The organism is Streptomyces argenteolus, from assembly GCF_042902585.1.
Taxonomy (GTDB): Bacteria; Actinomycetota; Actinomycetes; order Streptomycetales; family Streptomycetaceae; genus Streptomyces; species Streptomyces argenteolus.
This window is the reverse complement of record NZ_JBIBEG010000002.1, coordinates 132,985-158,423: the sequence shown is the minus strand read 5'-3', so window position 1 is coordinate 158,423 and position 25,439 is coordinate 132,985. Positions and strand designations below refer to the sequence as shown.

Genomic DNA, 25,439 nt, shown 5'->3' with positions numbered 1-25,439 from the left:
GGCCGGCCGACGGGCCCCCGGCTCCCCGGGCAGGCCGGTCGGCCGGTCCGCCCGGGTGCGGCCTATCCTCGGAATCCAGGACACGGGTACGCAGGAGAGCGAAGGTGGCGGCAATGGCGAAGGTTCCGGCAGCGGCGGTGGCGGCGAGCGGTCTCGTCGGCGGATACGCGATCGCCCGCTGGACCAGGCAGCGCCCGCTGGGCGGCGTCGCACTGGCAGCAGCCGGATCGGTCGCGGCCTACGAATGGAACCGGCAGGCCGGCGCCAAGGCCGCCACCGGACTCACCCTCGCCTACGTCGCCGCGTTCGCCGGCTCGCACCCGCTCGCCAAGAAGGTCGGCGCCTGGCCCTCGGTGTTCGCCGTCGCGGGCGGCGTCGCCGCCGCCTCGTGGGCCGTCACCCGGCGGGCCGCCTGAGAAATCCGGTGCCCGGGGATTGAACACGGGCGCCGCGGGGTGCGTACTGAAGAGCAACTCCCCGCGTGACCCGGGGACGCGCCCGTACGACAGGACGGGCGCGCCCCCGGTCCCCTCCGGCGTGTCCCAGGTCCGCTCCCGCGTCCGCCGTCGGCCCCGCGCGCCCGTCTGCCCACCGCCGGCCCGGTACGCCACCGCGGTCCTGGCCCGAGACCTCCCTCAGCCGCCGAGCACCCGTGACACCGAATAGATCGCCAGACCCGCCAGCGCACCGACCACCGTGCCGTTGATCCGGATGAACTGGAGGTCGCGGCCGATGTGCGCCTCGATCTTCCGGGACGTCTGCTGCGCGTCCCAGCCGGCGACCGTGTCACTGATCAGCGAGGTGATCTCCGAGCGGTACGTCGTGACGACGTACGCCGCGGCGTCCTCCAGCCAGCCCTCCAGCTTGGCCTGGAGCCGCTGGTCCGTGGCGAGCCTGGCGCCCAGCGAGATCAGCGAGGCCCTGGCCCGCAGCCGCAGCTCGCTCCGCTCGTCCTCGGCCGCCGCCATGATCATCGCGCGGACGGAGGACCAGGCGGACGCGATGACGTCCTGGACCTCCTGGCGCCCCAGGATCTCCGACTTCAGCCGCTCCACCCGGGCCCGGGTGTCCGTGTCCGTCTGGAGGTCGGCGGCGAAGTCCGTCAGGAACGTGTCGATCGAACCGCGCGCCGGGTGGCCCGGCATGTCCCGCATCTCCGTGACGAACCGCAGCAGCTCCTTGTAGACCCGCTCCCCCACCCGCTTGTCCACGAACCTGGGCGTCCAGCCAGGTGCGCCGCCCTGCACCGCGTCCATCACCGAGTCCCCGTGCCGCACCAGCCAGTCGTGCGCCCGCAGGCAGACGAGGTCGACGACCCTGCGGTGACCGCCGTCGGCGACGACCTTCTCCAGCATCTTGCCTATGCCGGGGCCGATTTCCACCGCGTCGGCCCGCCGGGTGATCGCCTCCCCGACGACCGCCTGCACATCGGAGTCGCGCAGCACCGTCAGCGCACCGCGCAACGCGGTCGCCAGCTCGGCGGTGACCCGGTCCGCGTGGGCGGGCTCCGCCAGCCAGGTCCCGAGCCTGGCGCCGACGCCCAGCGCGTGAATTCGGTCACGAACGACGTCCCCGGAGAGAAAATTCTCGCCCACGAAGGAACCGAGTGACTCCCCCAACTGGTCCTTCTTGTTGGGAATGATGGCGGTGTGGGGGATGGGCAGACCGAGCGGACGCCGGAAGAGCGCCGTGACGGCGAACCAGTCCGCCAGCGCACCGACCATTCCCGCCTCGGCAGCCGCCGCGACGTAGCCCGGCCAGCCGCTCACACCCGAGTTCTCCGCCCACGTGGCGAGGACGTACACGAGCGCGACGAGCAGGAGCAGACCCGTGGCGGTGGTCTTCATACGGCGCACACCGCGCCGCTTCTCCTCGTCGGCGGCGGTGTACGCGAAGCCGCCGGGCGACGGCCTCGGCCGCTGCCCGTCCGGAGCTCCGGCTCCCACGGCCGTTCCCTGTCCCGCGTCCTGTTCCATCCGCTCCACCTGTCCGCGTACGCGTCACGCCGTGCCGTACGCATTGTCCCTACCTCACCTACTCCTGGGCCGCACGTCGAGTTCCCCGGGGCCTGTCGCATCATGAGAGCAACCCGATCACCGGGTCGAACACCGCAAGGAGAAACACCACAGATGCCCAGGCGCCAGGGCTACGCCCTGCTCATCGCCCTCGTGGCAGGCACCGCCGCACTCGCCGCCGCCGTCGCCTTCGGCACCTCGCTCGTCGCCGAGCAGCGGCAGACCCCGCTCACCGGGACCGAGAACCACGCGGCGGCCCGCAACCAGGCCGCACCGGCCCACTCCACCGGCACCTGGGTCGTCACCTGGACCGGCGCCCCCGTCAGCGCCGAACCGAACGCCGCCCAGGGGTATCCCGGCCGCACCATCCGCAACATCGTGCACACCAGCATCGGCGGTGACGCCGCCCGCATCACCCTGTCCAACCTCTTCGGCGCCGCGCCGCTCGTCGTGGACCAGGCCGCAGTCAACACCCGGCCGGTCACCTTCCGCGGCCTTCCCACCGTCACGGTCGCCGCGGGCCGGCAGGTCGTCAGCGACCCCGTCGTCGTCCCCGTCGCCCCCGACGCCGACCTGGAAGTCACCCTGCGCACCCCGTACGCCGCCGGGCCCGTCACCCAGCACCCCAACACCCACCAGACGTCCTACCTGGCCGACGCCGACGGCACCTGGAGCACCACCCGCTGGCGCTACCTGACGGCCGTCGACGTCCGCAACGAGGCATCGGCCGGCGCGATCGTCGCCATCGGCGACTCCCTCACCGCGGGCAGCGGCTCCACCACCGACGCCAACTCCCGCTGGCCTGACCTGCTCGCCGACCGGCTGCGGCACCGCTACGGGGTCGCCAACCAGGGCATCGCGGGCAACCGCCTCCTGCGCGACAGCCCGCTCGCCGTCAACGGCGTACGCAAGGTCGGCGGGCTCAGCGCGGCCGGCCGCTTCGAACGCGACGTGCTCTCCGTCGCCGGAGCGAAGACCGTGATCATCGCGCTGGGCATCAACGACGTGCAGCAGAGTCCCCAGGAGACCGACCCCCAGCGCATCACGGCCGGACTCCGCGCCCTCACCGAGCGCGCGCACGCCCGTGGGCTGCGGGTCGTCGGCGCGACCCTGACCCCCTTCCGGGGCTACCGGACCTGGACACCGGAACGCGACGCCGTACGCCTGGCGGTCAACGAGGAGATCAGGTCAGGCGGGATCTACGACGCCTTCATCGACTTCGACCGCGCCGTACGCGACCCCTACGCACCCGACCGGATCCTGCCCGACTACGACGCGGGCGACCGGCTCCACTTCAACGACGCCGGCTACCGCGCGATGGCCCAGGCGATCGATCTCGCCGCGGTGGAAGGGATCCCGAAGGCCGACGTCTTCTGACCTGACCCGCCCCGGCCGTTCCGTACAGAGCGGCCGGGGCCGCTCCGTGCAGAGCGACCTGGCCGTTCCGTGCAGAGCGACCGGTCCCGCTCAGCCGAGCTCCTTGCGCCCGTCCCCCGCGTCCGGGTTCTGCGACCGCAGCCGCTCCCGCTCCTGCTCCTGGAGCCGCCGCTTCTGCGCCTTGCTCCGCTTGCGCTCCACACCGACTCCGCCCATCAGCGCGAATCCCGTGACCCGCACCCGCGGTGAACCCGGCGCCGGTTCCGGATCGTCGTCGAGCTTGGAATGCTCCCCGAAGCCTCCCATGAGGCCGAGGCCCCGCACCTGCACATCGAGGTCGGGCGGCACGGTCACCTGGATACCGCCCATGATCGTGAAGCAGCGGATCACCACCTCGCGCTCCGCGAAGCGGGCCTCGCGCAGATCGATCTCGCCGCCGCCCCACATCGAGAACGCCGTGAACGTCGGGCCCACCGTCCAGTGGCCCTTGCGGCTGAACCCGCCCCAGAAGGCGAACCCGCCCGACGAAGTGGGGGTGCCCCCGATCCGCGACGGCCAGTCGGCGGCCGAACCCCTCGCGGGCTCCGCCCCGATGCCCTGCCGGACCGGCGCACCGGGCACCGGAAGATCACGCACGAGCGGCTCCAACTCCCCGTGCGTACGCGCCCTGTACGTAGCGTCGAGCCTCTGCTCGAACTCGTCCATCTCCAGCCGGCCCTCGGCCACGGCCTCCCGCAGGGTCTCCGCGACCCGCTCCCGCTCCGCGTCGGAGGCACGCATCTCCGGGTTTTCACTTGTCATACCGCGCACCCTATAGAGCGATCTCGGAACGGGCCTAGAGACCCGGATCCGACACGTACATCTTCGCGATCACGGATTCGATGTCCGGCTCCCGCACCGAGAGGTCGACCAGCGGATACTCCGCGGCGATCCGCGCCACCAGCGGCGCCGCCGACCCGGCCGCGGGGAACGCCAGCCACTGCCGGGGCCCCTCCACCTTCACCACCCGGACCGAGGGCTCCGACCCCAGCTCGATCGGCGGCAGCTCACGCTCCAGGTCGACGACCAGCGTGCGTTCGCTCCGCCCCACCTCGTGCAGCCCGGCGAGCGCCCCGTCGTACACCAGACGGCCGTGGTCGATCACCATCACCCGCTTGCACAGCTGCTCGATGTCGGTCAGGTCGTGTGTGGTGAGCAGCACCGTCGTCGACCGCTCCGCATTCAACTCCCGCAGGAAACCACGGACCTTGGCCTTGGAGATAACGTCGAGCCCGATCGTCGGCTCGTCGAGGTAGAGCACCTCCGGATCGTGCAGCAGCGCCGCCGCGATGTCGCCCCGCATCCGCTGCCCCAGGGACAACTGACGCACCGGGACCTCCAGCAGGGCCCCCAGGTCCAGGAGTTCGACACAGCGATCCAGGTTCTCCCGGAAACGCGCGTCCGGGATCCGGTACATCCGGTGCATCAGCCGGTAGGAGTCCCGCAGCGGCAGGTCCCACCAGAGCGTCGTACGCTGCCCGAACACCACCCCGATCCGGTGCGCCAGCTTCGTGCGCTCCCGGGCCGGATCGATCCCCGCGACCCGCAACCGGCCGCCGCTCGGCGTGAGGATGCCCGTCAGCATCTTGATCGTCGTCGACTTGCCCGCCCCGTTCGGGCCGATGTAGCCGACCATCTCACCGCGCGGCACCCGGAAACTGATCCCGTCCACCGCCCGCACCTCGCGCCGCTCCCGGCGCAGGAAACCGGTCCTGCGGCGCACGTCGAAGACCTTCTCGACGCCGTCGAGCTCGATGAAGTCCATGTCGTCCACGCCCCCTCCTCAGCTTCCCGTACTGCGGTAGGACCGCAGCCCCACCCGCCACGCCAGTCCCGCGAGCACCCAGCACCCCGCCGCCACCAGCGGCGGCAGGAACGCCACCCAGCGCGGCAGGTCCAGCGGATAGTCCCGGCCCAGCACGTACAACGCCGGCAGCCAGCTCACGAACGCCAGCGGCACCACGAAGGTCACCCCCCGCACCAGGTCCTTCGCGAACACCGACGGCGGATACTGCAACAGCGTCGTCCCGCCGTACGTGAACGCGTTCTGCACCTCGGAGGCGTCCTGGGCGAAGAACTGGAACGCCGCCCCCACCACGAACACCGCCCCGAAGACGGCCGCCCCGCTCAGCACCATCATCGGCAGCATCGCGACCTTCAGCGGCGTCCACCCGATGTCCAGCACCATCAGCGCGTAGCCCAGCACCAGCAGCCCCTGCGTGATCCGCCCGAGCCTCCGCAGCGCGAACCGGTCGGCGGCCACCTGCGCCAGCACCGGCACCGGCCGCACCAGCAGGGTGTCCAGCGTCCCGTCCCGCACCCGCCGCCCCAGCCGGTCCATGGACCCCAGCACCAGGTCGGCCAGCCCGAACGCCGTCGCCGACGTCCCGTACAGCAGCGCGACCTCCGGCAGGGTGAAGCCGCCCAGCACGTCGACGTGCGTGAACATCAGCATGATCGTGACGAAGTCGAAGCCCGTCGCGACGAAGTTGCCCACGGCCGTCATCACGAACGACGCGCGGTAGGCCATCGTCGAGCGCAGCCACATCGCCACGATCAGCCCGTACGCCCGCACCCCCTCGACCAGCCGCGACCGCTCGGCGAACGCGATCCCCGGCTCCGCCGCGACGGCACGCTCCACCCGGACCTCAGCCACCCTGGACCACCACCCTCCTGGTCGCCACCGACTGGAGGAGCCGTCCCGCGAGCAGCAGCACCACCGCCCAGCCGGCCTGGAAGGCGTACGCCCCCGCCAGGTCCCAGCCCGTGCGCGTACCGAGGAACACGTCGGCCGGCACCTGCAACAGGGACGACCACGGCAGCGCGCGGGCCACGTCACCGAGCACACCGGGGAACAGGTTCAGCGGCAGCAGCATCCCCGAGAAGAACAGTCCGGCCAGCCAGGCGATCTGCATCGCCCCCGCCCCGTCCATCAGCCAGAAGGCCGACAGCGCCACCAGGAAACGCACGGCGAAGCTCACGACCACGCCCAGCGCCACCGACACCAGGAAGGCGAGCCAGGTCCACGGCGAGCCCGGCAGCGCCAGATCGAAGGCCATCGCGCCCAGCACCATCGGCACGATCCCGCGCCCCAGCAGATGGAACGCGGCCCGGCCCAGGTCCCCGGCCAGCCACCACAGCTGCAGATCGGCGGGCCGGTACAGATCGACCGCGATGTCGCCCGTACGGATCCGCTCCATCAGCTCGTCCTCGAAGCCGCCGCCCATCATCGCGCAGGTCATCAGCAGGGCCTGACCCAGCCACACATAGGTCAGCGCCTGCGACATGTCGTACCCGCCCAGGTGCGGACGCTCGTCCCACAGGGCGGTGTAGGTGTACGCCATGATGAAACCGAAGACGGTGTTGGTGAACACCCCCGCGAGCGTGGCCACCCGGTACGTGGCGTGCCGCCGGAATCCCCCAACCGCCACGACGGCGTAGAGCCGCACCCCGCCCCCCCTCTCCTGGCCCAAAGCGCACGACCCTAGCGGACGGCTCCTCGGCGCCGCGACCCCATTTCCGCCGCGGTGGTTCCGAGGGTTATCCGTCCGAAAAGTGCACTATGGGATAATCGTCCGCAGTCGAGGAGCCTCCCACTCATGAACCACGAGCCACCGCAGCACGGCGGAGACCCTGGTCAGCAGCCCTCCCAAGGCTGGGCCCCCCGGGATCCCTCGACCGCGGCCGCCACCTCCGACCCCCAGCGCACGAACGGCGCAACGGACGCCAAGGGGCGCGCGGGGCGCCCCAAGCGGCCCAAGCGCACCGGCTGGCGACGGATCATCCCCACCTGGCGCATGGTCCTGGGCGGGGTCCTTCTCCTCGCCCTCCTCCTCGTCGGCGGCTTCATCGCGGGCTACCAGCTCATCGACATCCCCGCCGCCAACGCCGCCGCGACCGCGCAGGCCAACGTCTACGTGTACGCGGACGGGAAGACGGTCATCGCCCGGGACGGCGAGATCAACCGCGAGAAGATCCCGCTGGACCGCATCCCGCGGCCCATCCAGCACGCCGTGCTCGCCGCCGAGGACCGGGACTTCTACTCCGAGGACGCCATCGACATCAAGGCCACCCTCCGCGCCGGCTGGAACACCGTCACCGGCAAGGGCAGGCAGGGCGGTTCCACCATCACCCAGCAGTACGTCAAGAACTACTACCTCGGCCAGGAACAGACCGTCATCCGCAAGGCCAAGGAGTTCTTCATCTCCATCAAGCTCGACCGCGAGAAGAGCAAGGACGAGATCCTCCAGGGCTACCTCAACACCAGCTACTTCGGGCGCAACGCCTACGGCATCCAGGCCGCCTCCCACGCCTACTACGGCAAGGACGTCGAAGACCTCGACACCGGCCAGGGCGCCTACCTCGCCTCCCTGCTCAACGCCCCCAGCTCGTACGACGTCGTCGCCCACCCCGAGAACAAGAAGGCCGTCCTCGCCCGCTGGGACTACGTGCTCGACGGCATGGTCGAGCACGACTGGCTCAGTGCCGCCGACCGCGACGCGATGACCTTCCCCGTCCCGGACAAGGCCAAGCCCGCCACCGCACTCTCCGGCCAGCGCGGCTACATCGTCCAGGCGGTCGAGGCCTACCTCGCCGCCAACAAGATCATCGATGCGGACACCCTCGCCACCGGCGGCTACCGCATCACCACCACGCTCCAGCGGAAGAAGCAGGACGCCCTCGTCGAAGCCGTCAAGGACAACGTGCTGTCCAAGACCAGCGACGACCGCCCGGCCGACCGCAACGTCCGCGCGGGAGGCGCCTCCGTCGACCCCGCCACCGGCCACGTCGTCGCCCTCTACGGAGGCGTCGACTACACCGAGCAGTTCGTCAACAACGCGACCCGGCGCGACTACCAGGTCGGATCCACCTTCAAGCCGTTCGTCCTCGCCGCCGCCCTCGCCAACGGGTCCACCACCCAGAAGGACCGGCCCATCACCCCCAACACCCGCTACGACGGCACGAACGAACGCACCGTCCAGAGCTCCACCGGCTCCACCGGCTACTCCCCCGCCAACGAGGACGACGTCGACTACGGCTCCATCACCGTCCGCGAGGCCACCGACAAATCCGTCAACGCCGTGTACGCCCAGATGGCCCAGGACGTCGGCCCGCAGGAGGTCAAGGACACCGCGATCGCCCTCGGCATCCCCAAGGACACCCCCGACCTCACGGCCTCCCCCTCCATCGCCCTCGGCCCCGCCACCGCCAGCGCCGTCGACATGGCCTCCGCCTACGCCACCCTCGCCGACCACGGCAGACAGCGCCCCTACACGCTCGTCGCCAAGATCAGCAAGGACGGCAGCGAACTGGACCTCCCCGCCAGGACCACCCGGCAGGCCGTCAGCCGCGAAGCCGCCGACACCACCACCTCCGTCCTGCGCAGCGTCGTCGACGGCGGCACCGGAACCGCGGCCCTGGGCGCGGGCCGCCCCGCAGCGGGCAAGACGGGCACCGCCGAGGAGGACAGGGCCGCGTGGTTCGCCGGCTACACCCCCGACCTCGCCACCGTCATCGCGGTGATGGGCCAGGACCCCGACACCGGAGTCCAGAAACCCCTCTACGGAGCCCTCGGCCTGGCCCGCATGAACGGCGGCGGCGCCCCGGCCCAGACCTGGGCCGCCTACACCCGGGCCGCCCTGGAAGGCAGCCCCGTGCGGGCGTTCGAGCTGGAGGCCGACGAAGGCCCCGAGGAACCCGACCCCGACGAGAGCCCGGGAGAGGAGGACGGGACGGAGGAAGCGGAAGGGGGTGACACCGAGGACACCGGGGAGAGCGACGACCCGCCAGGCCGCGAGAACTCCCGGGAGGACTCCCCGCAGGACCAGGACGGCCCCCGGTCACGCACCCCGGACGCCGCCGGCGCACCCCGGCACCCCGGCGCCGCCACCCACGCCGGCGCACCCGCCCGCCCCACGACCGGGCAAAGCCCCGCCACCGGCGAAGGCCGCCCCGGCGGCGACGGGGCCGGCGCTCACCGAAGCGGCCGGGACGGGAGCGGCGCACGGACCGAAGACGGCCGGCCCGAGGACGACCCGGACGAGAACAGGCGGACCGAGGACGAGCGGGCCGGGAACGCGGCGCCCGCGCTCCTCCCGGCCCACCCCTGAGCACCGCCCCGAACGGGGCGGACCACGCTCAGTGCCCCGATGTCGCCTTCAGACCCACCACGGCCACCAGCAGCAGACAGACGAAGAAGATACGGGCGGCCGTCACCGGCTCGTTCAGCACCACCATCCCCAGCACCGCCGCACCCGCCGCACCGATCCCGACCCACACCCCGTACGCCGTACCGATCGGCAGAGTCTTCGCCGCTTGCGACAGCAACACCATGCTGGTCACGATCCCCAGACCGGTGAACACACTCGGCCACAGCCGGGTGAACCCCTCCGTGTACTTCATCCCGATCGACCAGCCGACCTCCAGCAGACCGGCCACGACCAGCAGAACCCACGCCACGACAGCACCTCCACGACGAAACACGCGAACAACACGGGTGCGTCGTCTTTGCGGAAACCCGGTACGGCGCGTCTCGTCGGGGTCACACCACCGTAGCAACAAACAGCGAGAGGGCCCGGTGACAACCGTCACCGGGCCCTCTCGCCCACTCCGCCTACAGATACAGCCCGGTCGAGTCCACCGAACCCTCGAAGCGGTCCGCCGCCACCGCGTGCAGATCCCGCTCACGCATCAGCACGTACGCCACGCCGCGCACCTCGACCTCGGCCCGGTCCTCCGGGTCGTACAGCACCCGGTCGCCCGGCTCCACGGTCCGCACGTTCTGCCCGACCGCGACCACCGCGGCCCACGCCAGCCGCCGGCCGACCGCAGCCGTCGCCGGGATCAGGATGCCGCCGCCCGACCGCCGCTCGCCCTCCGGCGAATCGGACCGGACCAGCACACGATCGTGCAGCATCCGGATCGGCAGCTTGTCGTCGGTGTTGCTCATGCCGTTGTCGCTCACGACCCGAAACCTACCTGCCCCAGGACACCGGACACGCCCCAGGCCCGCACCGGAACCGCTCTCAGCGCTTCCTGCCCCGCACCGAAACCGTCAGCAGGGCCACCGCTCCGGCCACCACCACCGCCGCAGGAATCACCCTCGCCAGCCGCGGCGAACCGTCCTCGGCCACGAACTGCGCCTTCACGTCCGACACCGACCGGTTCACCGCGACGAACGCACGCCCGGCCGTCCGGTCCACCGTCGACGCCATCCTGGCCTTCGCGTCACCGATCATCGTCTTCGGGTGCACCCGCACCCCGATCTCGTCCAGCACCACCGCAAGCTGCGCACGCCTGCTGATGATGTCCGCCTCGATCTGCGCAGGGGTCCTGGTATCCGACACTGCGCCGCCTCCGTGGTCGTCGTCGGGTAAACCTTCATCGACAGTCTGTCAGCTCGGCCGCTCCTCCACCCGGCGGCACCCCCTATTACGCTCGGTGCCACACACCCCGTGCGCCACTCGAGGAGAGACATGAGCGAGCGACTGCAGACCGGCGACACCGCCCCCGCCTTCACCCTTCCGGACGCCGACGGGAAAGAGGTCTCGCTCGCGGACCACAAGGGCCGCAAGGTCATCGTGTACTTCTACCCCGCCGCTCTTACCCCCGGATGCACCAAGCAGGCCTGCGACTTCACCGACAACCTCGACGTCCTCGCCGCAGCCGGATACGACGTCATCGGCGTGTCGCCCGACAAGCCGGAGAAGCTCGCCAAGTTCCGCGAGAAGGAGAACCTCAAGGTCACCCTGGTCGGCGACCCGTCCAAGGAAACCCTGGAGGCGTACGGCGCGTACGGCGAGAAGAAGCTCTACGGCAAAGTGGTGACGGGCGTCATCCGCTCCACGATCGTCGTCGACGAAGAGGGCAAGGTGGAGCGGGCCTTCTACAACGTCAAGGCCACCGGCCACGTGGCCAAGATCCTCAAGGACCTCGCCGTCTGAGTCCGGATTCGTGGGGGTCCTGGCCGAAATATGATGTGAGCGAGATCGCATTCGCCGATCGATCCGGTTTGCAAACGCCATGACCGCGCAGAAGCCTTTCCTGGAACACCGTTCGACGAAAGGACCCGGCCATGGCGGCCTCCGACCCCCACCAGGCGGCCGACCCCGAAGCGGTCAAGCGCCATCCCGCGCTCTTCCGGGCCATCAGAAAACGCCAGAACCCCCGCCTCCGCCGGACCGACATCACCGTCACCGACGACCAGGCGGTCAAGCGTGCGGTGAAGGCGGCGTCACTCGGTAACGCCATGGAGTGGTTCGACTTCGGTATCTACTCCTACCTGGCCGTCACCATCGGACACGTGTTCTTTCCCTCCGGGAACGACACCACCCAGCTCCTCTCGTCGTTCGCGACCTTCGCCGTGGCCTTCCTCGTCCGGCCCCTCGGCGGCATGTTCTTCGGCCCCATGGGCGACAAGATCGGCCGCAAGAAGGTCCTCGCCCTCACCATGATCCTCATGGCGATCGGCACCTTCGCGATCGGACTCATCCCCTCCCACGACACCATCGGCGTATGGGCCGCGGTCCTCCTCATCTTCTTCCGGATGCTCCAGGGCTTCTCCACCGGCGGTGAGTACGGCGGCGCGTCCACCTTCATCGCCGAGTACGCCCCCGACAAGCGCCGCGGTTTCTTCGGCAGCTTCCTCGAATTCGGCACGCTCGCCGGATACGTCGGCGCCGCCGGACTCGTCACCCTGCTCTACGCCCTCCTGGACGACCCCCAGATGGAGTCCTGGGGCTGGCGCATCCCGTTCCTCGTCGCCGGACCCCTCGGCCTCGTAGGCCTCTACCTGCGACTCCGTCTCGACGAGACCCCCGCCTTCCAGAAGCTGGAGGGCGGCACCGCCCACGCCACCGAAGCCGCCGACCACGTCGAGTCCACGGCCAAGGGCGACCTCGCCAAGATCTTCCGCCAGTACTGGCCGACGCTCATCCTCTGCATCGCCCTGGTCGGCGCGTACAACATCGCCGACTACATGCTGCTCTCGTACATGCCGACGTACCTCTCCGACGAGCTCGGCTACAGCGAGACCCACGGGCTGCTCATCCTGCTCGGCGTCATGGTGTTCCTGATGCTGATCATCAGCCGGTTCGGGAAGCTCTCCGACCGCTTCGGCCGTAAGCCCCTGCTGATGGCGGGCATGCTCGGCTTCCTGTTCCTGTCGCTGCCGGCCTTCCTGCTGATCCGCCAGGGCAGCATCCCGGCGATCATCATCGGCATGCTGATGCTGGGCCTCTCCCTGGTCTGCATGCTGGGCACCATGTCCGCCGCGCTCCCGGCACTCTTCCCGACGAACGTCCGCTACGGGTCCCTGTCGGTCGGCTACAACCTCTCGGCCTCGATCTTCGGCGGTACGACCCCGCTGGTGATCACCGCCCTGATCAGCTGGAGCGGCTCGAACCTGATGCCGGCGTACTACGCGATGGCGGCGGCGCTGGTCGGCGTGATCGCGGTGGCCTGCATGAAGGAGACCGCGAACAAGCCGCTGGCCGGCTCGCCGCCCTCGGTCGAGACGGAGGAGGAAGCGGCGGAACTGGTCCACGCCCAGAGCCCGGACCCGAAGTTCTGAACCCCGTCCCCCAGGAAGGGCCCGTATCGCCACGAAGCGGTACGGGCCCTTCCACATCTCATCGCATTGCGGACGTGACCATCCGATTAACGGTTCGTTGCTCCGTACGAGGCCGCGAACGCGCGGCCGGATGCGGAGGGGGACATGCCGGTAAGCCCGTACACGCGAGAGCGCCTCATGGAAGCGGCCTCGCTGTCACGGACACTTTCGGAGGCGCTGACGAAGCTCGGGGTGGACCCGAAGAGCTCGTCGCGGCGATATCTCCTCGACCGCATGAAGCAGATGGGCATCAGCACCGGCCACTTCGAGCGTGAGGGTGCTCGGTGGACCAGGGACATCCTCGAACCAGTGGTGGCAGTGTCGAACAGCGTGTACGAGGTACTCCATCGCCTCGGCCTCGAAGCGGTGGGGGGCCACCACACGAACATCACCCGCCGCATCAGGGCCTACGGCATCGACACCTCGCACTTCACTCGGCCTTCCAGGGCTGGAATGAAGCAGCGTCGCCGCACTCCCGAGGAGTTGCTGGTGGAAGACGCGACACCGCACGCTCGTCGCATTCCCGGCGTCCGACTCAAGGCGGCCATGTCGGAACTCGGCGTCGTGGAGCGGTGCGCCCTGTGCGGGACGGAACCGATCTGGCAAGGTCTCCCACTGCCGCTCGAGGTGGACCACATCAACGGGATCTGGCGCGACAACCGTCTGCAGAATCTGCGACTCCTGTGCCCCAACTGCCACTCGACCACCGACACATATCGCGGTCGCGGCAAGGGACGCCGCTCCGGGCGCGCCAGTCGATGACCGAGCGCAAGCACTACACCCGTGAGCGGCTGATCGAAGCTGCGGCACGCTGCTCGAACATCGACGACGTCATAGCCTTCTTCGGCACTCATCCGCGCCGGCAACTCCGCCGCTATCTGCTACGCCGGTTCGGCCACTACGGAATCGACGTCTCCCACTTCGACCACCGCGGTTCCGACACGGTCGCCTCACGTCCGACCCGGGCCAGGCTCGGCGAGGCTGTGGCAAGCTCCAACTCCTTGGCGGAGTTGCTGCGCATGCTCGGTCGCAGGGACAACAGTCATCAACGAAAGCTCCTACGCCATTGGATCGCGTAAGAAGGAATGACGACGTCCCACTTCCTGGGCCAGGCACACCAGCGCGGTAGGCCCGCCCCGACGCCTACCAGGCGCCCGGAGGATCTGCTGGTCAAGCACGAAGGCAGACGCCGCACGAGGACCGGGCTGTTGCGTCGAGCCCTCTCCGAGATCGGTGTGCCCGAGCAGTGTGACGGGTGCGGCACGGATCCGGTCTGGCGTGGATTTCCGATCACCCTGGAGATCGACCACATCAACGGTGACTGGAGCGATGACCGCGCCGAAAACCTGCGGCTACTGTGCCCGAACTGCCACGCGATCACGACCACGTGGTGCCGAGGGGGCGGACACCGGACGGTGCACCGTTGATACTCGCTTACCACCTCCACAGCCCGCCCGGTACGATGACAGGCGGCTAGCGGCGGTGGTGCAATGGCGACACAGCAGACTTAGGATCTGTGGCCCGTGAAACGGCTTGAGGGTTCGAATCCCTTCCGCCGCACGACAAACGACCTGCGAATCGAGGGTTCGATTCGCAGGTCGTTGCCGTGCTGCGTGGCTCACCCCACCAGTTCCCGCACCACCGGCACCAGCGCCCGGAACGCCTTGCCGCGGTGGCTGATCGCGTTCTTCTCCGCGGGGGTCAGCTCCGCGCAGGTCCGGGTCTCGCCCTCCGGCTGGAGGATCGGGTCGTAGCCGAAGCCGTAGCCGCCGGCCGGGGCGTGGCGCAGGGTGCCTTCGAGGCGGCCCTCGACCACGCGTTCCGTGCCGTCGGGGAGAGCCAGGGCCGCGGCGCAGGCGAAGTAGGCCCTGCGGTGCGGGTCGGAGATGTCGCCGAGCTGGGCGAGCAGCAGATCCAGGTTGGCCTTGTCGTTGCCGTGGGCTCCGGCCCAGCGGGCCGAGAAGATGCCGGGGGCCCCGCCGAGTACGTCGACACAGAGGCCGCTGTCGTCGGCGATCGCGGGGTGGCCGGTGGCCCGGGCCAGGGCGTGGGCCTTGAGGAGGGCGTTCTCGGCGAAGGTGACGCCGGTCTCCTTGACGTCGGGGATGTCGGGGTACGCGTCCGCGCCGACGAGGTCGTGGGTGAGACCCGCGTCGGCGAGGATCGCGTGCAGTTCGGTGATTTTCCCGGCGTTGCGGGTGGCGAGGATCAGACGCGTCATGCGTCGATTATCGCTGCCTGCTACGGGGTGCAGACCTTGCCGATCTCCGTGGCGGCGTCGGTGACCGGGGTGATGTCGGGCGTCGCGTCGCCCTTCTCGATGGAGTCGCGGACGTTGGTGACGCCGGCCTGGAGGTCGTCGACGGCCTTGCCCAGGTCGGCGTTGTCCGTGGTGTCGCCGAGGTTGTCGAGTTCCTTGTCGATCTGGTCCAGGGCCTCGGTCGCCTGCGTCGGGTCGTCGGAGGCGGTGGATATGGCCTGCTGGAGGTTGTCGACGCTGGTGGCGATGGCGTCGGCGGTGCGGACGCAGTCCAGGGCCTTGTCCACGGCGCCACAGCCGACGGCTGCGGTGAGGGTCAGCAGGGTGGCCGTGACGGCGAGTGCGGTGCGGTGGTGGCGGCGCGAGGCCATGGTGCGGTCCCTCCCCGGGGGCGGATACGTGGACGGACGCACGGTTCGACCCGTGCGCCCGTACTCATCACGACGCTGTGCGCTGCGTATGTGGTTGCTTCTTTACTCGCCGAGTGTGCGGGCGAGCGCCGCTTCCTGGAGCTTGGCCAGGTCGGCGCAGCCGGCGGTGGCGAGGTCGAGGAGGGCGTTGAGCTCGGTGCGGTCGAAGGGCTCGGCCTCGGCGGTGCCCTGGACCTCGACGAAGCGGCCGTCCCCGGTGCAGACGACGTTCATGTCGGTCTCGGCGCGCACGTCCTCCTCGTAGCAGAGGTCGAGGAGGGGGGTTCCGTCGACGATGCCCACGCTGATCGCGGCGACGGTGCCGGTGAGCGGCTTGCGGCCGTGCTTGATGATCTTCTTGCCCTGGGCCCAGGCGACGGCGTCCGCGAGGGCGACGTAGGCGCCGGTGATGGCGGCGGTGCGGGTTCCGCCGTCGGCCTGGAGGACGTCGCAGTCCAGGACGATGGTGTTCTCGCCGAGGGCCTTGTAGTCGATGACGGCGCGCAGGGAGCGGCCGATGAGGCGGCTGATCTCGTGGGTGCGTCCGCCGATCTTGCCGCGTACGGATTCGCGGTCGCCGCGGGTGTTGGTCGAGCGGGGCAGCATGGAGTACTCGGCGGTGACCCACCCCTCACCGCTGCCCTTGCGCCAGCGCGGGACGCCTTCGGTGACGGAGGCGGTGCAGAAGACCTTGGTGTCGCCGAAGGAGATGAGCACGGAGCCCTCGGCGTGCTTGCTCCATCCGCGTTCGATGGTGACGGGGCGGAGCTGTTCGGGGGTGCGGCCGTCGATACGAGACATGGGGCCGAGCCTATCGGCTGTGGCGTCGGGGTCCGTTCGGGTGCATGACGGGTGCACGGCGGGTGTATCGCGGGGCGCGCGGCGGGTGCATGGCGGGGCGCGCGGCACGGGTGCCCGCGGTGGTGTGCGCGGGCGTGGGGCCGGCCATGCGGGCGCGGGACGCACCGCGCGGGTCGGTGACGGGGGCGCGGGGGCATCGGGGGCGCGGGCGCGCGGCGCGGGTGGGCGGCGCGGGCGCGCGGCGCGGGCGCGCGGCGCGGGTGGGCGGCGCGGGTGGGCGGCAGGTGCAGCACAGGCCCCGCTCCTGGCCGGGGTGCGGGGAGCGGGGCCTGCGTGCGGACCTGAGGTGGGCCGGCGGGGTCAGCCGGTCACATCATGTCTTCGATGTCGGCGGCGATGGGGTCGGCGTCGGTGCCGATGACGACCTGGATCGCGGTGCCCATCTTGACGACGCCGTGGGCTCCGGCGGCCTTGAGCGCGGCTTCGTCGACCTTGCTGGGGTCGTGGACCTCGGTACGGAGGCGGGTGATGCAGCCTTCGATCTCGTCGATGTTCTCGATACCGCCGAGCCCGGCGACGATCTTCTCAGCCTTGCTGGCCATGTCCTTCTCCCTGGTCTTTGCGTGCGTGGGGCGGCCCACCGTGGGTCCGTTTCGTCACGGTAACGCACGGTTGGCCCAACTTCACGGGCGGGTAACCGCGCTGTCCCCAATGATGACGATCACCGGCGCCCTGCCTTCCGGCCGGGCTCCGCACCGTATCGCAACTGGTCTACACCAGTTTGCAACGACCGCCAAACCTGGCGTGTTCCGGGAGGATGCCGATGAGTTCGAACGCGGCGACACAACCGCAGCGGAAGTGGTGGAACGGGCCGGTCCAGGGCTTGCAGAAGGTGGGCCGCAGCCTCCAGCTGCCGGTGGCCGTACTGCCCGCCGCGGGCCTCCTCGTCAGCCTCGGCAACCTCTTCGACTCCTCGCTCCACGGCGCCTTCTGGGACAAGTTCGCGAAGGTCCTGCTCAACGGCGGTACGGCGATCCTCGACGGCGAGGTGGGCCTCCCACTGCTCTTCTGCATCGGCGTCGCGATCGGCTTCGCGAAGAAGGCGGACGGCTCGACCGCACTCGCCGCCGTCGTCGGCTTCCTCGTCTACCGGGGCGTCCTGGCGGCCTTCCCCGTGGACGACACGGTGACCGAGGCGACGCCGGACGGGGTGCCGCAGAACCCCGGCGTCCTGGGCGGGATCATCATCGGCCTGCTGACCGCCGTGGTCTGGCAGCGCTACCACCGCACCAAGCTGGTCGACTGGCTCGGCTTCTTCAACGGCCGGCGGCTGGTCCCGATCCTGATGGCGTTCCTCTGCGTCGTCCTGGGCGTGCTGTTCGGCCTGCTGTGGCAGCCGGTGGGCGACGCTCTGACCTGGTTCGCCAAGCAGCTGATCGATCTGGGCGCCTGGGGTGCGGCGATCTTCGGTTTCGCGAACCGGCTGCTGATCCCGATCGGCATGCACCAGTTCCTGAACACCTTCTTCTGGTTCCAGGCGGGCGAGTTCACCGGCGACGACGGCGGCACGGTCCAGGGCGACATCTCACGGTTCTTCGCCGGGGACCCCTCGGCGGGGCAGTTCACCTCGGGCTTCTTCCCGATCATGATGTTCGGCCTGCCCGCCGCGGCCCTGGCCATCGCCCACTGTGCCCGCCCGGAACGGCGCAAGGAGGTGTCCGGCCTGATGCTGTCGGTGGCGCTGACGTCGTTCGTCACCGGGGTGACGGAACCGCTGGAGTTCTCGTTCCTCTTCGTCGCCCCGCTGCTGTACGGCGTGCACGCGATCCTGACCGGCGTCTCCATGGGGGTGACCTGGGCCTTCGGGGTGCACGCGGGGTTCAGTTTCTCGGCCGGATTGATCGACTACGTCGTCAACTGGCATCTGGACACCAAACCCTGGCTGATCATCCCGATCGGGCTCTGCTTCGCCGTCATCTACTACGTGATCTTCCGGTTCGCGATCACGAAGTTCAATCTCCAGACCCCCGGCCGCGAGCCCGTCGAGGAGGAGGAGAAGATCGAGGACGACCTGACGAAGTAGAGCCGCCAGGCTCTTCGCGCGGCCCCCGGACCAGACGGTCTGGGGGCCTTTGCCATGTCACCGAGGGTGGCGAGGGCACTACGGGACAAATTGAAGGTTCCTTATCTAACCCTCACCGTGCTAAAACTGGTCTACACCACTCAGTGGTCCAGACCACGCGGCCGTCTCTGCCGCCGCGTTCCTCGAGTCGCCGCCCCCTCGAAACAATCCCCTGTCCCTGGCGGCGCCTTGCCAACTGGAGGAAGTTGATGAGTACGGACACCGCTCCGGCCGCCCCCGCGAAGAAGCGGGGCGCCGGCGTGATGGCTGTCATGCAGCGCATCGGCCGCAGCCTCATGCTGCCGGTCGCAGTCCTGCCCGCGGCAGCGCTGCTGGTCCGGCTCGGCAATGCCGACATGCTCGGCCGCGAGTCGTTCCCCACCGTCATCACGAAGCTGGCCGGTTACATGGCCGCCGGCGGTGGCGCCATCCTCGACAACATGGCCCTGCTGTTCGCCGTCGGCATCGCCATCGGCTTCGCCAAGAAGTCGGACGGCTCGACGGCCCTGGCCGCCGTGACCGGCTACCTGGTCTTCCAGAAGGTGCTGGCCACCTTCACCGACAGCAACCTGCCGCAGGTCGCGAGCGTCGTCGACGGCAAGATCGTCATGAACGACGCCCCGGTCAACGCCGGTGTGCTCGGCGGTGTCGTGATGGGCATAGTCGTGGCCCTGCTGTACCAGAAGTTCTACCGGACGAAGCTGCCCGACTGGGCGGGCTTCTTCAGCGGCCGTCGCCTGGTCCCGATCCTTTCGGCCTTCGCCGGTCTGGTCATCGGCATCGTCTTCGGCGTGATCTGGCCGGTGCTCGGCACGGGTCTGCACAACTTCGGTGAATGGCTGGTCGGTTCCGGCGCGGTCGGCGCGGGCATCTTCGGTGTCGCCAACCGCGCGCTGATCCCGGTCGGCATGCACCACCTGCTCAACTCCTTCCCGTGGTTCCAGGCCGGCGAGTACGACGGCGCCCACGGTGACATCGCCCGCTTCCTCGCGGGTGACCCGCAGGCCGGGCAGTTCATGACCGGCTTCTTCCCGATCATGATGTTCGCCCTCCCGGCAGCCTGCCTGGCGATCGTCCACTGTGCCCGTCCGGAGCGCCGCAAGGTCGTCGGCGGCATGATGTTCTCCCTCGCGCTGACCTCGTTCGTCACCGGTGTGACCGAGCCGATCGAGTTCACGTTCATGTTCATCGCCCCGGTGCTGTACGCGATCCACGCGGTCCTGACCGGTGTCTCGATGGCTCTGACCTGGGCCCTCGGCATGAAGGACGGCTTCGGCTTCTCCGCCGGTCTGGTCGACTTCCTGCTGAACCTGGGCATCGCGTCGAAGCCCTGGCTGCTGGTGCTGGTCGGCCTCTGCTTCGCGGTCGTCTACTACGTGGTCTTCCGGTTCGCGATCACGAAGTTCAACCTTCCGACGCCGGGCCGCGAGTCCGACGAGGAGCTCGCCGAGCTCCAGAAGGCCGAGGCCAAGTAGTCCGCAGGCCCCGGCACCGACACGGCGAAGCCCCGTCCTCTCCGCTGAGAGGACGGGGCTTCGCCGTGTCCGGTCAGACCTCGTACACGTCAGACCTCGTACACCGCGCCGGGAACGGCCAGCTCGACCGGGCCCTCGTAGACCTCGCGGGCGTCGGCGAGGTTGCGTTCGGCATCCGTCCACGGCGGGATGTGGGTCAGGACCAGCCGTCCCGCTCCGGCGCGTGCGGCGTACTCGCCTGCTTCGCGGCCGTTGAGGTGGAGGTCCGGGATGTCCTCCTTGCCGTGGACGAACGATGCTTCGCAGAGGAACAGGTCCGTGTCCTCGGCCAGTTCGGCCAGTGCCTCGCAGGCGCCCGTGTCGCCCGAGTACGTGAGTGCGCGCCCGTCGTGTTCGACGCGGATGCCGAAGGTGTCGACGGGGTGGCAGAGCTTCTCCGTACGCACCGAGAAGGGGCCGATCTCGAACGATCCGGACTTCAGCGTGTGGAAGTCGAAGACCTCGCCCATCGCGTGGTCGGACGGGGTGTCGGCGTGGGCGGTGGTCAGCCGCTGCTCGGTGCCCTCGGGTCCGTACACGGGAATCGCCTCGGGTCGCCCACCGTCGAAGCGGTAGTAGCGGACCACGAAGTACGCGCACATGTCGATGCAGTGGTCGGCGTGCAGGTGGCTGAGGAAGATGGCGTCGAGGTCGTAGAGACCGACATGGCGCTGCAGCTCGCCGAGGGCGCCGTTGCCCATGTCGAGGAGCAGCCGGAAGCCGTCGGCCTCTACGAGGTAGCTCGAGCATGCCGAACCCGCGGAGGGGAACGAGCCGGAGCAGCCGACGACGGTGAGCTTCATGGAGCGTGAACCTCCGAGGCCTGGGAACGGGGAGGGTTCGTGCGGTGCGTCGAGCGTAAGGCGCTGGACCACCGGTCGCTCCTCCAGGGCCTGCCGTTGTGGGGGAACTCACCTGTGGTGTCACCGGTTCGATGGAAACCCGGGCGGTGCCGCTCGCCGGTACGGTCGGGACATGAACACGTGGTGGTGGGTGGCTCTGGTCGTCGTCGTCCTGCTGGCTCTGGTGGCGACGGTCTCGGATGCGCGGGGACGGGGTGGCCGCGGGCCGCGGCGTCCGGGTGGGAGGGTCCGTCCGCCGGGGCGGGCTCCGGAGCGGAAGGGGGCGCGTCCGCACGGGGGTCCGAAGCCGGGCGAGATCTGGTGGGCGCAGGTGCCGTACGAGGACGGTCCGGGGTCGAAGGACCGGCCGTGTCTCGTGCTGTCGGTGCGGGGCGGTACGGCGGTCGTCGCCAAGATCACCAGCAGGCGCCACGACGGGCGGCCGGGGGTGATCGCGTTGCCGCCGGGGTCGGTGGGTGACGCGCAGGGGCGGCAGAGCTATCTGGAGACGGACGAGTTGCGGGACGTGGCGGTGTCGGGCTTCCGGCGGAAGGCGGGCGACCTGGACCCGGGGGTGTGGGGGCAGGTCCGCGGGCGGGGGTGAGCGCGCGGGGGGCGCGAGGCCTGGCGCATGCGGGAACGTACGGAAGGCGCGGGCGGGATGTCCGCGCCGCGCCTTCCGAGGGTGCTGTGCCGTGTCAGGCCCAGAGCTGGCCGTGCAGGGTCTCGATGGCGGCTTCCGTCGTGGGGGCGGTGTAGACGCCCGTCGACAGGTACTTCCAGCCGCCGTCCGCGACGACGAACACGATGTCGGCGCTCTCCCCGGCCTTGACGGCCTTGCGGCCGACGCCGATGGCGGCGTGGAGCGCGGCACCGGTGGAGACGCCCGCGAAGATGCCCTCCTGCTGGAGGAGCTCGCGGGTGCGGGTGACGGCGTCGGCGGAGCCGACGGAGAAGCGGGTGGTGAGCACGGACGCGTCGTAGAGCTCGGGGACGAAGCCTTCGTCGAGGTTGCGCAGGCCGTAGACGAGGTCGTCGTAACGGGGCTCGGCGGCGACGATGCTGACGTCGGGCTTGTGCTCCCGGAGGTAGCGGCCGACGCCCATGAGGGTGCCGGTGGTGCCGAGGCCGGCGACGAAGTGCGTGATGGACGGGAGGTCGGCGAGGATCTCGGGTCCGGTGGTGGCGTAGTGGGCGCCGGCGTTGTCCGCGTTGCCGTACTGGTAGAGCATGACCCAGTCGGGATGCTCGGCCGAGAGCTCCTTGGCCACGCGTACGGCGGTGTTGGAGCCGCCCGCCGCGGGCGAGGAGATGATCTCGGCGCCCCACATGGTGAGCAGGTCGCGCCGCTCCTGCGAGGTGTTCTCGGGCATGACGCAGACGATGCGGTAGCCCTTCAGCCTGGCCGCCATGGCGAGCGAGATGCCGGTGTTGCCGCTGGTGGGTTCCAGGATGGTGCAGCCGGGGGTCAGGCGGCCGTCCTTCTCCGCCTGTTCGACCATGTGGAGCGCGGGGCGGTCCTTGATCGAGCCGGTGGGGTTGCGGTCCTCGAGCTTCGCCCAGATGCGGACGTCGTCGGACGGGGACAGCCGCGGCAGGCGGACCAGCGGCGTGTTGCCAACGGCCGCGAGCGGGGAGTCGTACCGCATCAGCGCATGCCGCCTGCGACGGCGGGGAGGATCGTGATGCTGTCGCCGTCGCTGAGCTTGGTGGAGATGCCGTCGAGGAAGCGGACGTCCTCGTCGTTGAGGTAGACGTTGACGAAGCGGCGCAGCTGGTCGCCGTCGACGATGCGCTCACGGATGCCGTTGTGGCGGCTGTCCAGGTCGGTCAGGAGGTCGGCGAGCGTCTCACCGCTGCCTTCGACCGCCTTCGCGCCGCCGGTGTAGGTGCGGAGGATGGTCGGGATGCGGACCTCGATGGCCATGGCGTGGGCTCCTGTCGAATGCGGGGAGGTGGCGTGGGGCGCGCGTTTGGGTGCCCCCGCGCAGGGGTGGTGCGTACGTGGTCGCGCTCGGACCGCGGCTCAGGCCGGGCGGTTCACGGGCAGGCGTGAGGCGGACACATCGCGCTGGAAAGCCTGCACAGGTCGACGTGCAGGCGCGCGACGAGCATCGCGCCCGGCGTCTTTTCGCTCACGTCATGGAGAACCATGGGCTCATCGTATCGATTCCCCACCCCGGAATCGGAGTGTGATCCCACATGGTGGATGGCGACCGTTCGCCAGGTGGACAAGCGGCGCCGGAGGCGGGGCTTCCGGCGCCGTCGGCGAGGGTCAGGCGGCGGGGGGATAGGCCTCGACGACCTCGACGTCCTCCTCGGTGATCTCGCCGTCCACGATCCGGTACGAGCGGAACTGGAAGGGGCCCGCGTCGTCGGTGTCCGCGGTGGAGACCAGGACGTAGTGGGCGCCGGGCTCGTTGGCGTACGTCACGTCGGTGCGGGAGGGGTAGGCCTCGGTCGCGGTGTGGGAGTGGTAGATGATCACCGGCTCCTCGTCGCGGTCGTCCATCTCGCGGTAGAGCTTCAGCAGGTCCGTGGAGTCGAACTCGTAGAACGTGGGTGAGCGCGCGGCGTTGAGCATGGGTACGAAGCGCTCGGCGCGGCCCGTTCCGGCCGGGCCCGCGACCACTCCGCACGCCTCGTCGGGGTGGTCCGCGCGGGAGTGCGCGACGATCTGGTCGTAGAGCGCCTGGGTAAGGGTCAGCATGGCGCCCAGGATAAGCAGACGGGCCCTCGCGTACCGGGGAGTGGTACGGGAGGGCCCGGATGCCGGACAGGGCCGTTGGGGCGGCCGGAGTCCCGGGGTGGCCGTCGCGCGGTCAGCGCTTGGCGAAGGCGGTGTTCTCGGGGTTGCGCGCCTTGAGCACCAGGTAGGAGACGCCGAGGATCAGGCCCCACACCGGTGCGCAGTAGAGGGAGATCCTGGCGTCCTTGTCCACGGCCATCATGATGATGACGAGGCCGATGAACGCGAGGGCGAACCAGCTGGTGAAGGGTGCGCCGGGTGCCTTGAAGGTGGACTGGGGCAGTTCGCCGCGGTCGGCCTTGGCGCGGTAGCGGATCTGGCAGACCAGGATCATGATCCAGGCCCACATGCCGGAGATGGTCGCGAAGGAGACGACGTAGTTGAACGCGTCTCCGGGCCACTGGTAGTTGATCCAGACGCCGACGAGCATCAGCGCGGCGGAGAAGGTGGTGCCGACGAGCGGGAGGCCGTTCTTCGTGAGCTTGGTGAAGGCCTTGGGGCCCTGTCCGTTGAGCGCCAGGTCCCGCAGCATGCGTCCGGTGGAGTACATGCCGGAGTTGCAGGAGGAGAGCGCGGCGGTGAGCACGACGAAGTTGACGATCGCGGCGCCGATGCCGAGGCCCATCTCCTCGAACGCGGCGACGAACGGCGAGACGCCGGGCTCGAAGGTGCTCCACGGGACGACGGACAGGATCATGATGAGCGCGCCGACGTAGAAGACGGCGATGCGCCACGGCACGGTGTTGATGGCCTTGGGCAGGACGGTCTTGGGGTCCTTGGACTCGCCTGCGGTGACACCGACGAGTTCCACGGCGAGGAAGGCGAACATCACGATCTGGAGGGTCATCAGCGTGCCGCCGATGCCTTCGGGGAAGAACCCGCCGTCGTTCCACAGGTTGGCGACGGTGGCGGTGTCCCCCGCGTCGGAGAAGCCGATCGTGAGCACGCCGGCACAGATGAGGATCATGCCGAGGATGGCGGTGACCTTGACCATCGAGAACCAGAACTCGAGCTCACCGAACAGCTTCACCGAGATGAGGTTGGCGCCGTACAGAATGACGGTGAAGACCAGGGCGGACAGCCATTGCGGGATGTCCCACCAGTACGTCATATAGGTGGCCGCGGCGGTGACTTCGGTGATTCCGGTGACGACCCAGAAGAGCCAGTAGGTCCAGCCGGTCACGAACCCGAAGAACGGTCCGAGGAATTCGCGTGCGTACTCCGAGAAGGAACCGGAGACCGGGCGGTACATGAGGAGTTCGCCCAGGGCCCGCATGATGAAGAAGATGACCAGGCCCGCGATGGCGTACGCCAGGATGAGGCTCGGGCCCGCTCTGTCGATGGCTTTGCCGGCGCCGAGGAAGAGCCCCGTGCCGATGGCTCCGCCGATGGCGATCATCTGGATCTGACGGGCCCCGAGGCCACGCTGGTAGCCCTCGCCCGCCTGGGCGTCGACGGCCTTCGGGCCGTCCGCCTGTCCGTTGTCGACCTGCGCCGATGTCATGGTGGTGCGCCTTTCTCCACGCCGATCCGCGCCGCCGTCGGCGTCGGATCAGGTCCTGATCCCCCCGGATATGGATGGAGTGCCGCCGGCGTTCGGCCGGCTCGTAGCGCCCCGGGGACAGGGGTGGCGTCCCCGGGCGGTCGTGAAGATTTATCACGACCGGCCGGGGGCGCCGTCGGACATTATGTGGCGCACA

At 69.7% G+C, this 25,439-nt stretch carries 27 protein-coding genes, 1 tRNA gene, 1 pseudogene and 1 riboswitch; of the genes and pseudogenes, 11 read left to right on the top strand and 18 right to left on the bottom strand.

From position 1 onward, the window contains the following. Nucleotides 1-113: 113 nt before the first annotated feature. On the top strand, nucleotides 114-416 hold the full coding sequence (locus tag ACFY8O_RS07335) for a hypothetical protein (protein WP_387899810.1): 303 nt from the start codon (nucleotides 114-116) through the stop codon (nucleotides 414-416). 219 nt (nucleotides 417-635) lie between these two features. On the opposite strand, the gene ACFY8O_RS07330 is transcribed toward ACFY8O_RS07335, so the two are convergent. Then, nucleotides 636-1,976 (bottom strand): DUF445 domain-containing protein, encoded by a 1,341-nt coding sequence (locus ACFY8O_RS07330; RefSeq protein WP_387899808.1) that lies wholly within the window; start codon nucleotides 1,974-1,976, stop codon nucleotides 636-638. A 153-nt stretch (nucleotides 1,977-2,129) separates the two neighbouring features. Here ACFY8O_RS07330 and ACFY8O_RS07325 point away from each other — a divergent pair, with 153 nt between their 5' ends. Continuing rightward, nucleotides 2,130-3,392, top strand: a complete 1,263-nt coding sequence (locus tag ACFY8O_RS07325) for an SGNH/GDSL hydrolase family protein (protein WP_387899807.1) — start codon at nucleotides 2,130-2,132, stop codon at nucleotides 3,390-3,392. A 90-nt stretch (nucleotides 3,393-3,482) separates the two neighbouring features. Here the strand turns inward: ACFY8O_RS07325 and ACFY8O_RS07320 are convergent, their stop codons facing one another. From ACFY8O_RS07320 to ACFY8O_RS07305, 4 genes are read right to left on the bottom strand one after another with little or no spacing between them, the layout of a single operon-like run. After that, nucleotides 3,483-4,172 (bottom strand): DUF1707 domain-containing protein, encoded by a 690-nt coding sequence (locus tag ACFY8O_RS07320; protein ID WP_387901030.1) that lies wholly within the window; start codon nucleotides 4,170-4,172, stop codon nucleotides 3,483-3,485. 55 nt (nucleotides 4,173-4,227) lie between these two features. Next, nucleotides 4,228-5,196 (bottom strand): ABC transporter ATP-binding protein, encoded by a 969-nt coding sequence (locus tag ACFY8O_RS07315; protein ID WP_387901027.1) that lies wholly within the window; start codon nucleotides 5,194-5,196, stop codon nucleotides 4,228-4,230. Nucleotides 5,197-5,214: 18 nt separating this feature from the next. Then, entirely contained in the window at nucleotides 5,215-6,087 is an 873-nt protein-coding gene (locus tag ACFY8O_RS07310) for an ABC transporter permease (RefSeq protein WP_145801276.1), read from the bottom strand. Continuing rightward, nucleotides 6,080-6,880 carry an ABC transporter permease gene (locus ACFY8O_RS07305; RefSeq protein ID WP_387901024.1) on the bottom strand — a complete coding sequence of 267 codons (801 nt, stop codon included), beginning with the start codon at nucleotides 6,878-6,880 and terminating at the stop codon, nucleotides 6,080-6,082. The genes ACFY8O_RS07310 and ACFY8O_RS07305 overlap by 8 nt, the downstream gene beginning before the upstream one ends. Nucleotides 6,881-7,030: 150 nt before the next feature. Here ACFY8O_RS07305 and ACFY8O_RS07300 point away from each other — a divergent pair, with 150 nt between their 5' ends. Beyond that, nucleotides 7,031-9,541: a transglycosylase domain-containing protein gene (locus ACFY8O_RS07300; RefSeq protein ID WP_387899805.1), complete on the top strand. Its 2,511-nt coding sequence runs from the start codon at nucleotides 7,031-7,033 to the stop codon at nucleotides 9,539-9,541. 28 nt (nucleotides 9,542-9,569) lie between these two features. Here the strand turns inward: ACFY8O_RS07300 and ACFY8O_RS07295 are convergent, their stop codons facing one another. From ACFY8O_RS07295 to ACFY8O_RS07285, 3 genes are all read right to left on the bottom strand, one after another. After that, nucleotides 9,570-9,890, bottom strand: coding sequence for a DMT family transporter (locus ACFY8O_RS07295; RefSeq protein ID WP_145801273.1), 321 nt, complete (start codon nucleotides 9,888-9,890; stop codon nucleotides 9,570-9,572). Between the two features lie 36 nt (nucleotides 9,891-9,926). Beyond that, a riboswitch (guanidine-III (ykkC-III) riboswitch) is annotated at nucleotides 9,927-9,992 on the bottom strand. Nucleotides 9,993-10,044: 52 nt separating this feature from the next. Beyond that, nucleotides 10,045-10,380, bottom strand: coding sequence for a GroES family chaperonin (locus ACFY8O_RS07290; RefSeq protein ID WP_033298980.1), 336 nt, complete (start codon nucleotides 10,378-10,380; stop codon nucleotides 10,045-10,047). A gap of 76 nt (nucleotides 10,381-10,456) precedes the next feature. Continuing rightward, nucleotides 10,457-10,777 (bottom strand): DUF3618 domain-containing protein, encoded by a 321-nt coding sequence (locus tag ACFY8O_RS07285; protein WP_145801272.1) that lies wholly within the window; start codon nucleotides 10,775-10,777, stop codon nucleotides 10,457-10,459. Nucleotides 10,778-10,906: 129 nt separating this feature from the next. On the opposite strand from ACFY8O_RS07285, the gene bcp reads away from it, so the two are divergent. From bcp to ACFY8O_RS07260, 5 genes and pseudogenes are all read left to right on the top strand, one after another. Further along, complete coding sequence (bcp, locus tag ACFY8O_RS07280) at nucleotides 10,907-11,374, top strand: thioredoxin-dependent thiol peroxidase (RefSeq protein ID WP_387899802.1); 468 nt, start codon at nucleotides 10,907-10,909, stop codon at nucleotides 11,372-11,374. A 131-nt stretch (nucleotides 11,375-11,505) separates the two neighbouring features. After that, entirely contained in the window at nucleotides 11,506-13,002 is a 1,497-nt protein-coding gene (gene proP / locus ACFY8O_RS07275) for a glycine betaine/L-proline transporter ProP (protein ID WP_145801269.1), read from the top strand. A 144-nt stretch (nucleotides 13,003-13,146) separates the two neighbouring features. Next, nucleotides 13,147-13,803 (top strand): HNH endonuclease, encoded by a 657-nt coding sequence (locus tag ACFY8O_RS07270; protein ID WP_387899800.1) that lies wholly within the window; start codon nucleotides 13,147-13,149, stop codon nucleotides 13,801-13,803. Continuing rightward, nucleotides 13,800-14,468 (top strand): annotated as a pseudogene (locus ACFY8O_RS07265) (HNH endonuclease). Before ACFY8O_RS07270 ends, ACFY8O_RS07265 begins: the two are co-directional and overlap by 4 nt. 49 nt (nucleotides 14,469-14,517) lie before the next feature. After that, nucleotides 14,518-14,601: transfer RNA gene (locus ACFY8O_RS07260), tRNA-Leu, on the top strand. Nucleotides 14,602-14,659: 58 nt separating this feature from the next. Here the strand turns inward: ACFY8O_RS07260 and rdgB are convergent. From rdgB to ACFY8O_RS07240, 4 genes are all read right to left on the bottom strand, one after another. Beyond that, nucleotides 14,660-15,262 (bottom strand): RdgB/HAM1 family non-canonical purine NTP pyrophosphatase, encoded by a 603-nt coding sequence (gene rdgB / locus ACFY8O_RS07255; RefSeq protein WP_387899798.1) that lies wholly within the window; start codon nucleotides 15,260-15,262, stop codon nucleotides 14,660-14,662. Nucleotides 15,263-15,282: 20 nt separating this feature from the next. Continuing rightward, the gene (locus tag ACFY8O_RS07250) at nucleotides 15,283-15,672 is read right to left on the bottom strand and encodes a hypothetical protein (protein WP_387899796.1); all 390 of its coding nucleotides are present in this window, start codon (nucleotides 15,670-15,672) and stop codon (nucleotides 15,283-15,285) included. Between the two features lie 102 nt (nucleotides 15,673-15,774). Beyond that, a complete protein-coding gene (gene rph / locus ACFY8O_RS07245) occupies nucleotides 15,775-16,512 on the bottom strand; it encodes a ribonuclease PH (protein ID WP_145801265.1) in 738 nt (245 codons plus the stop codon). Between the two features lie 368 nt (nucleotides 16,513-16,880). Then, nucleotides 16,881-17,153: a glucose PTS transporter subunit EIIB gene (locus ACFY8O_RS07240; protein ID WP_387899794.1), complete on the bottom strand. Its 273-nt coding sequence runs from the start codon at nucleotides 17,151-17,153 to the stop codon at nucleotides 16,881-16,883. A gap of 182 nt (nucleotides 17,154-17,335) precedes the next feature. On the opposite strand from ACFY8O_RS07240, the gene ACFY8O_RS07235 reads away from it, so the two are divergent. Both ACFY8O_RS07235 and ACFY8O_RS07230 read left to right on the top strand, forming a co-directional pair. Beyond that, the gene (locus ACFY8O_RS07235) at nucleotides 17,336-18,595 is read left to right on the top strand and encodes a PTS transporter subunit EIIC (RefSeq protein WP_145801264.1); all 1,260 of its coding nucleotides are present in this window, start codon (nucleotides 17,336-17,338) and stop codon (nucleotides 18,593-18,595) included. Nucleotides 18,596-18,843: 248 nt separating this feature from the next. Then, nucleotides 18,844-20,109: a PTS transporter subunit EIIC gene (locus ACFY8O_RS07230; protein WP_145801262.1), complete on the top strand. Its 1,266-nt coding sequence runs from the start codon at nucleotides 18,844-18,846 to the stop codon at nucleotides 20,107-20,109. Between the two features lie 89 nt (nucleotides 20,110-20,198). Here ACFY8O_RS07230 and ACFY8O_RS07225 read toward each other — a convergent pair whose 3' ends face one another. Next, entirely contained in the window at nucleotides 20,199-20,951 is a 753-nt protein-coding gene (locus ACFY8O_RS07225; RefSeq protein WP_145801261.1) for an MBL fold metallo-hydrolase, read from the bottom strand. A gap of 172 nt (nucleotides 20,952-21,123) precedes the next feature. Between ACFY8O_RS07225 and ACFY8O_RS07220 the strand changes: the two genes are divergently transcribed. Next, entirely contained in the window at nucleotides 21,124-21,594 is a 471-nt protein-coding gene (locus ACFY8O_RS07220) for a type II toxin-antitoxin system PemK/MazF family toxin (RefSeq protein ID WP_145801260.1), read from the top strand. Between the two features lie 94 nt (nucleotides 21,595-21,688). On the opposite strand, the gene ACFY8O_RS07215 is transcribed toward ACFY8O_RS07220, so the two are convergent. The 5 genes from ACFY8O_RS07215 to ACFY8O_RS07195 form a co-directional block, all read right to left on the bottom strand. Further along, nucleotides 21,689-22,639 (bottom strand): PLP-dependent cysteine synthase family protein, encoded by a 951-nt coding sequence (locus ACFY8O_RS07215; protein WP_387899791.1) that lies wholly within the window; start codon nucleotides 22,637-22,639, stop codon nucleotides 21,689-21,691. After that, nucleotides 22,639-22,917, bottom strand: a complete 279-nt coding sequence (locus ACFY8O_RS07210; protein WP_387899789.1) for a MoaD family protein — start codon at nucleotides 22,915-22,917, stop codon at nucleotides 22,639-22,641. The genes ACFY8O_RS07215 and ACFY8O_RS07210 overlap by 1 nt, the downstream gene beginning before the upstream one ends. A 113-nt stretch (nucleotides 22,918-23,030) precedes the next feature. Then, nucleotides 23,031-23,144: a putative leader peptide gene (locus ACFY8O_RS07205; protein WP_387899787.1), complete on the bottom strand. Its 114-nt coding sequence runs from the start codon at nucleotides 23,142-23,144 to the stop codon at nucleotides 23,031-23,033. A gap of 121 nt (nucleotides 23,145-23,265) precedes the next feature. Continuing rightward, nucleotides 23,266-23,700, bottom strand: coding sequence for a Mov34/MPN/PAD-1 family protein (locus ACFY8O_RS07200; protein ID WP_145801257.1), 435 nt, complete (start codon nucleotides 23,698-23,700; stop codon nucleotides 23,266-23,268). 112 nt (nucleotides 23,701-23,812) lie between these two features. Further along, a complete protein-coding gene (locus ACFY8O_RS07195; RefSeq protein WP_145801255.1) occupies nucleotides 23,813-25,243 on the bottom strand; it encodes an amino acid permease in 1,431 nt (476 codons plus the stop codon). Nucleotides 25,244-25,439: the final 196 nt, after the last annotated feature.

What these genes read in the sequence shown, in the direction of transcription:
- ACFY8O_RS07335 (WP_387899810.1), top strand. Translation starts at nt 114, where the DNA reads ATGGCGAAGGTTCCGGCAGCGGCGGTGGCGGCGAGCGGTCTCGTCGGC.
- ACFY8O_RS07330 (WP_387899808.1), bottom strand. Translation starts at nt 1,976, where the DNA reads ATGGAACAGGACGCGGGACAGGGAACGGCCGTGGGAGCCGGAGCTCCG.
- ACFY8O_RS07325 (WP_387899807.1), top strand. Translation starts at nt 2,130, where the DNA reads ATGCCCAGGCGCCAGGGCTACGCCCTGCTCATCGCCCTCGTGGCAGGC.
- ACFY8O_RS07320 (WP_387901030.1), bottom strand. Translation starts at nt 4,172, where the DNA reads ATGCGTGCCTCCGACGCGGAGCGGGAGCGGGTCGCGGAGACCCTGCGG.
- ACFY8O_RS07315 (WP_387901027.1), bottom strand. Translation starts at nt 5,196, where the DNA reads ATGGACTTCATCGAGCTCGACGGCGTCGAGAAGGTCTTCGACGTGCGC.
- ACFY8O_RS07300 (WP_387899805.1), top strand. Translation starts at nt 7,031, where the DNA reads ATGAACCACGAGCCACCGCAGCACGGCGGAGACCCTGGTCAGCAGCCC.
- ACFY8O_RS07290 (WP_033298980.1), bottom strand. Translation starts at nt 10,380, where the DNA reads ATGAGCAACACCGACGACAAGCTGCCGATCCGGATGCTGCACGATCGT.
- bcp (WP_387899802.1), top strand. Translation starts at nt 10,907, where the DNA reads ATGAGCGAGCGACTGCAGACCGGCGACACCGCCCCCGCCTTCACCCTT.
- proP (WP_145801269.1), top strand. Translation starts at nt 11,506, where the DNA reads ATGGCGGCCTCCGACCCCCACCAGGCGGCCGACCCCGAAGCGGTCAAG.
- ACFY8O_RS07270 (WP_387899800.1), top strand. Translation starts at nt 13,147, where the DNA reads ATGCCGGTAAGCCCGTACACGCGAGAGCGCCTCATGGAAGCGGCCTCG.
- rdgB (WP_387899798.1), bottom strand. Translation starts at nt 15,262, where the DNA reads ATGACGCGTCTGATCCTCGCCACCCGCAACGCCGGGAAAATCACCGAA.
- ACFY8O_RS07250 (WP_387899796.1), bottom strand. Translation starts at nt 15,672, where the DNA reads ATGGCCTCGCGCCGCCACCACCGCACCGCACTCGCCGTCACGGCCACC.
- rph (WP_145801265.1), bottom strand. Translation starts at nt 16,512, where the DNA reads ATGTCTCGTATCGACGGCCGCACCCCCGAACAGCTCCGCCCCGTCACC.
- ACFY8O_RS07235 (WP_145801264.1), top strand. Translation starts at nt 17,336, where the DNA reads ATGAGTTCGAACGCGGCGACACAACCGCAGCGGAAGTGGTGGAACGGG.
- ACFY8O_RS07230 (WP_145801262.1), top strand. Translation starts at nt 18,844, where the DNA reads ATGAGTACGGACACCGCTCCGGCCGCCCCCGCGAAGAAGCGGGGCGCC.
- ACFY8O_RS07225 (WP_145801261.1), bottom strand. Translation starts at nt 20,951, where the DNA reads ATGAAGCTCACCGTCGTCGGCTGCTCCGGCTCGTTCCCCTCCGCGGGT.
- ACFY8O_RS07220 (WP_145801260.1), top strand. Translation starts at nt 21,124, where the DNA reads ATGAACACGTGGTGGTGGGTGGCTCTGGTCGTCGTCGTCCTGCTGGCT.
- ACFY8O_RS07215 (WP_387899791.1), bottom strand. Translation starts at nt 22,639, where the DNA reads ATGCGGTACGACTCCCCGCTCGCGGCCGTTGGCAACACGCCGCTGGTC.
- ACFY8O_RS07210 (WP_387899789.1), bottom strand. Translation starts at nt 22,917, where the DNA reads ATGGCCATCGAGGTCCGCATCCCGACCATCCTCCGCACCTACACCGGC.
- ACFY8O_RS07205 (WP_387899787.1), bottom strand. Translation starts at nt 23,144, where the DNA reads ATGGTTCTCCATGACGTGAGCGAAAAGACGCCGGGCGCGATGCTCGTC.
- ACFY8O_RS07200 (WP_145801257.1), bottom strand. Translation starts at nt 23,700, where the DNA reads ATGCTGACCCTTACCCAGGCGCTCTACGACCAGATCGTCGCGCACTCC.
- ACFY8O_RS07195 (WP_145801255.1), bottom strand. Translation starts at nt 25,243, where the DNA reads ATGACATCGGCGCAGGTCGACAACGGACAGGCGGACGGCCCGAAGGCC.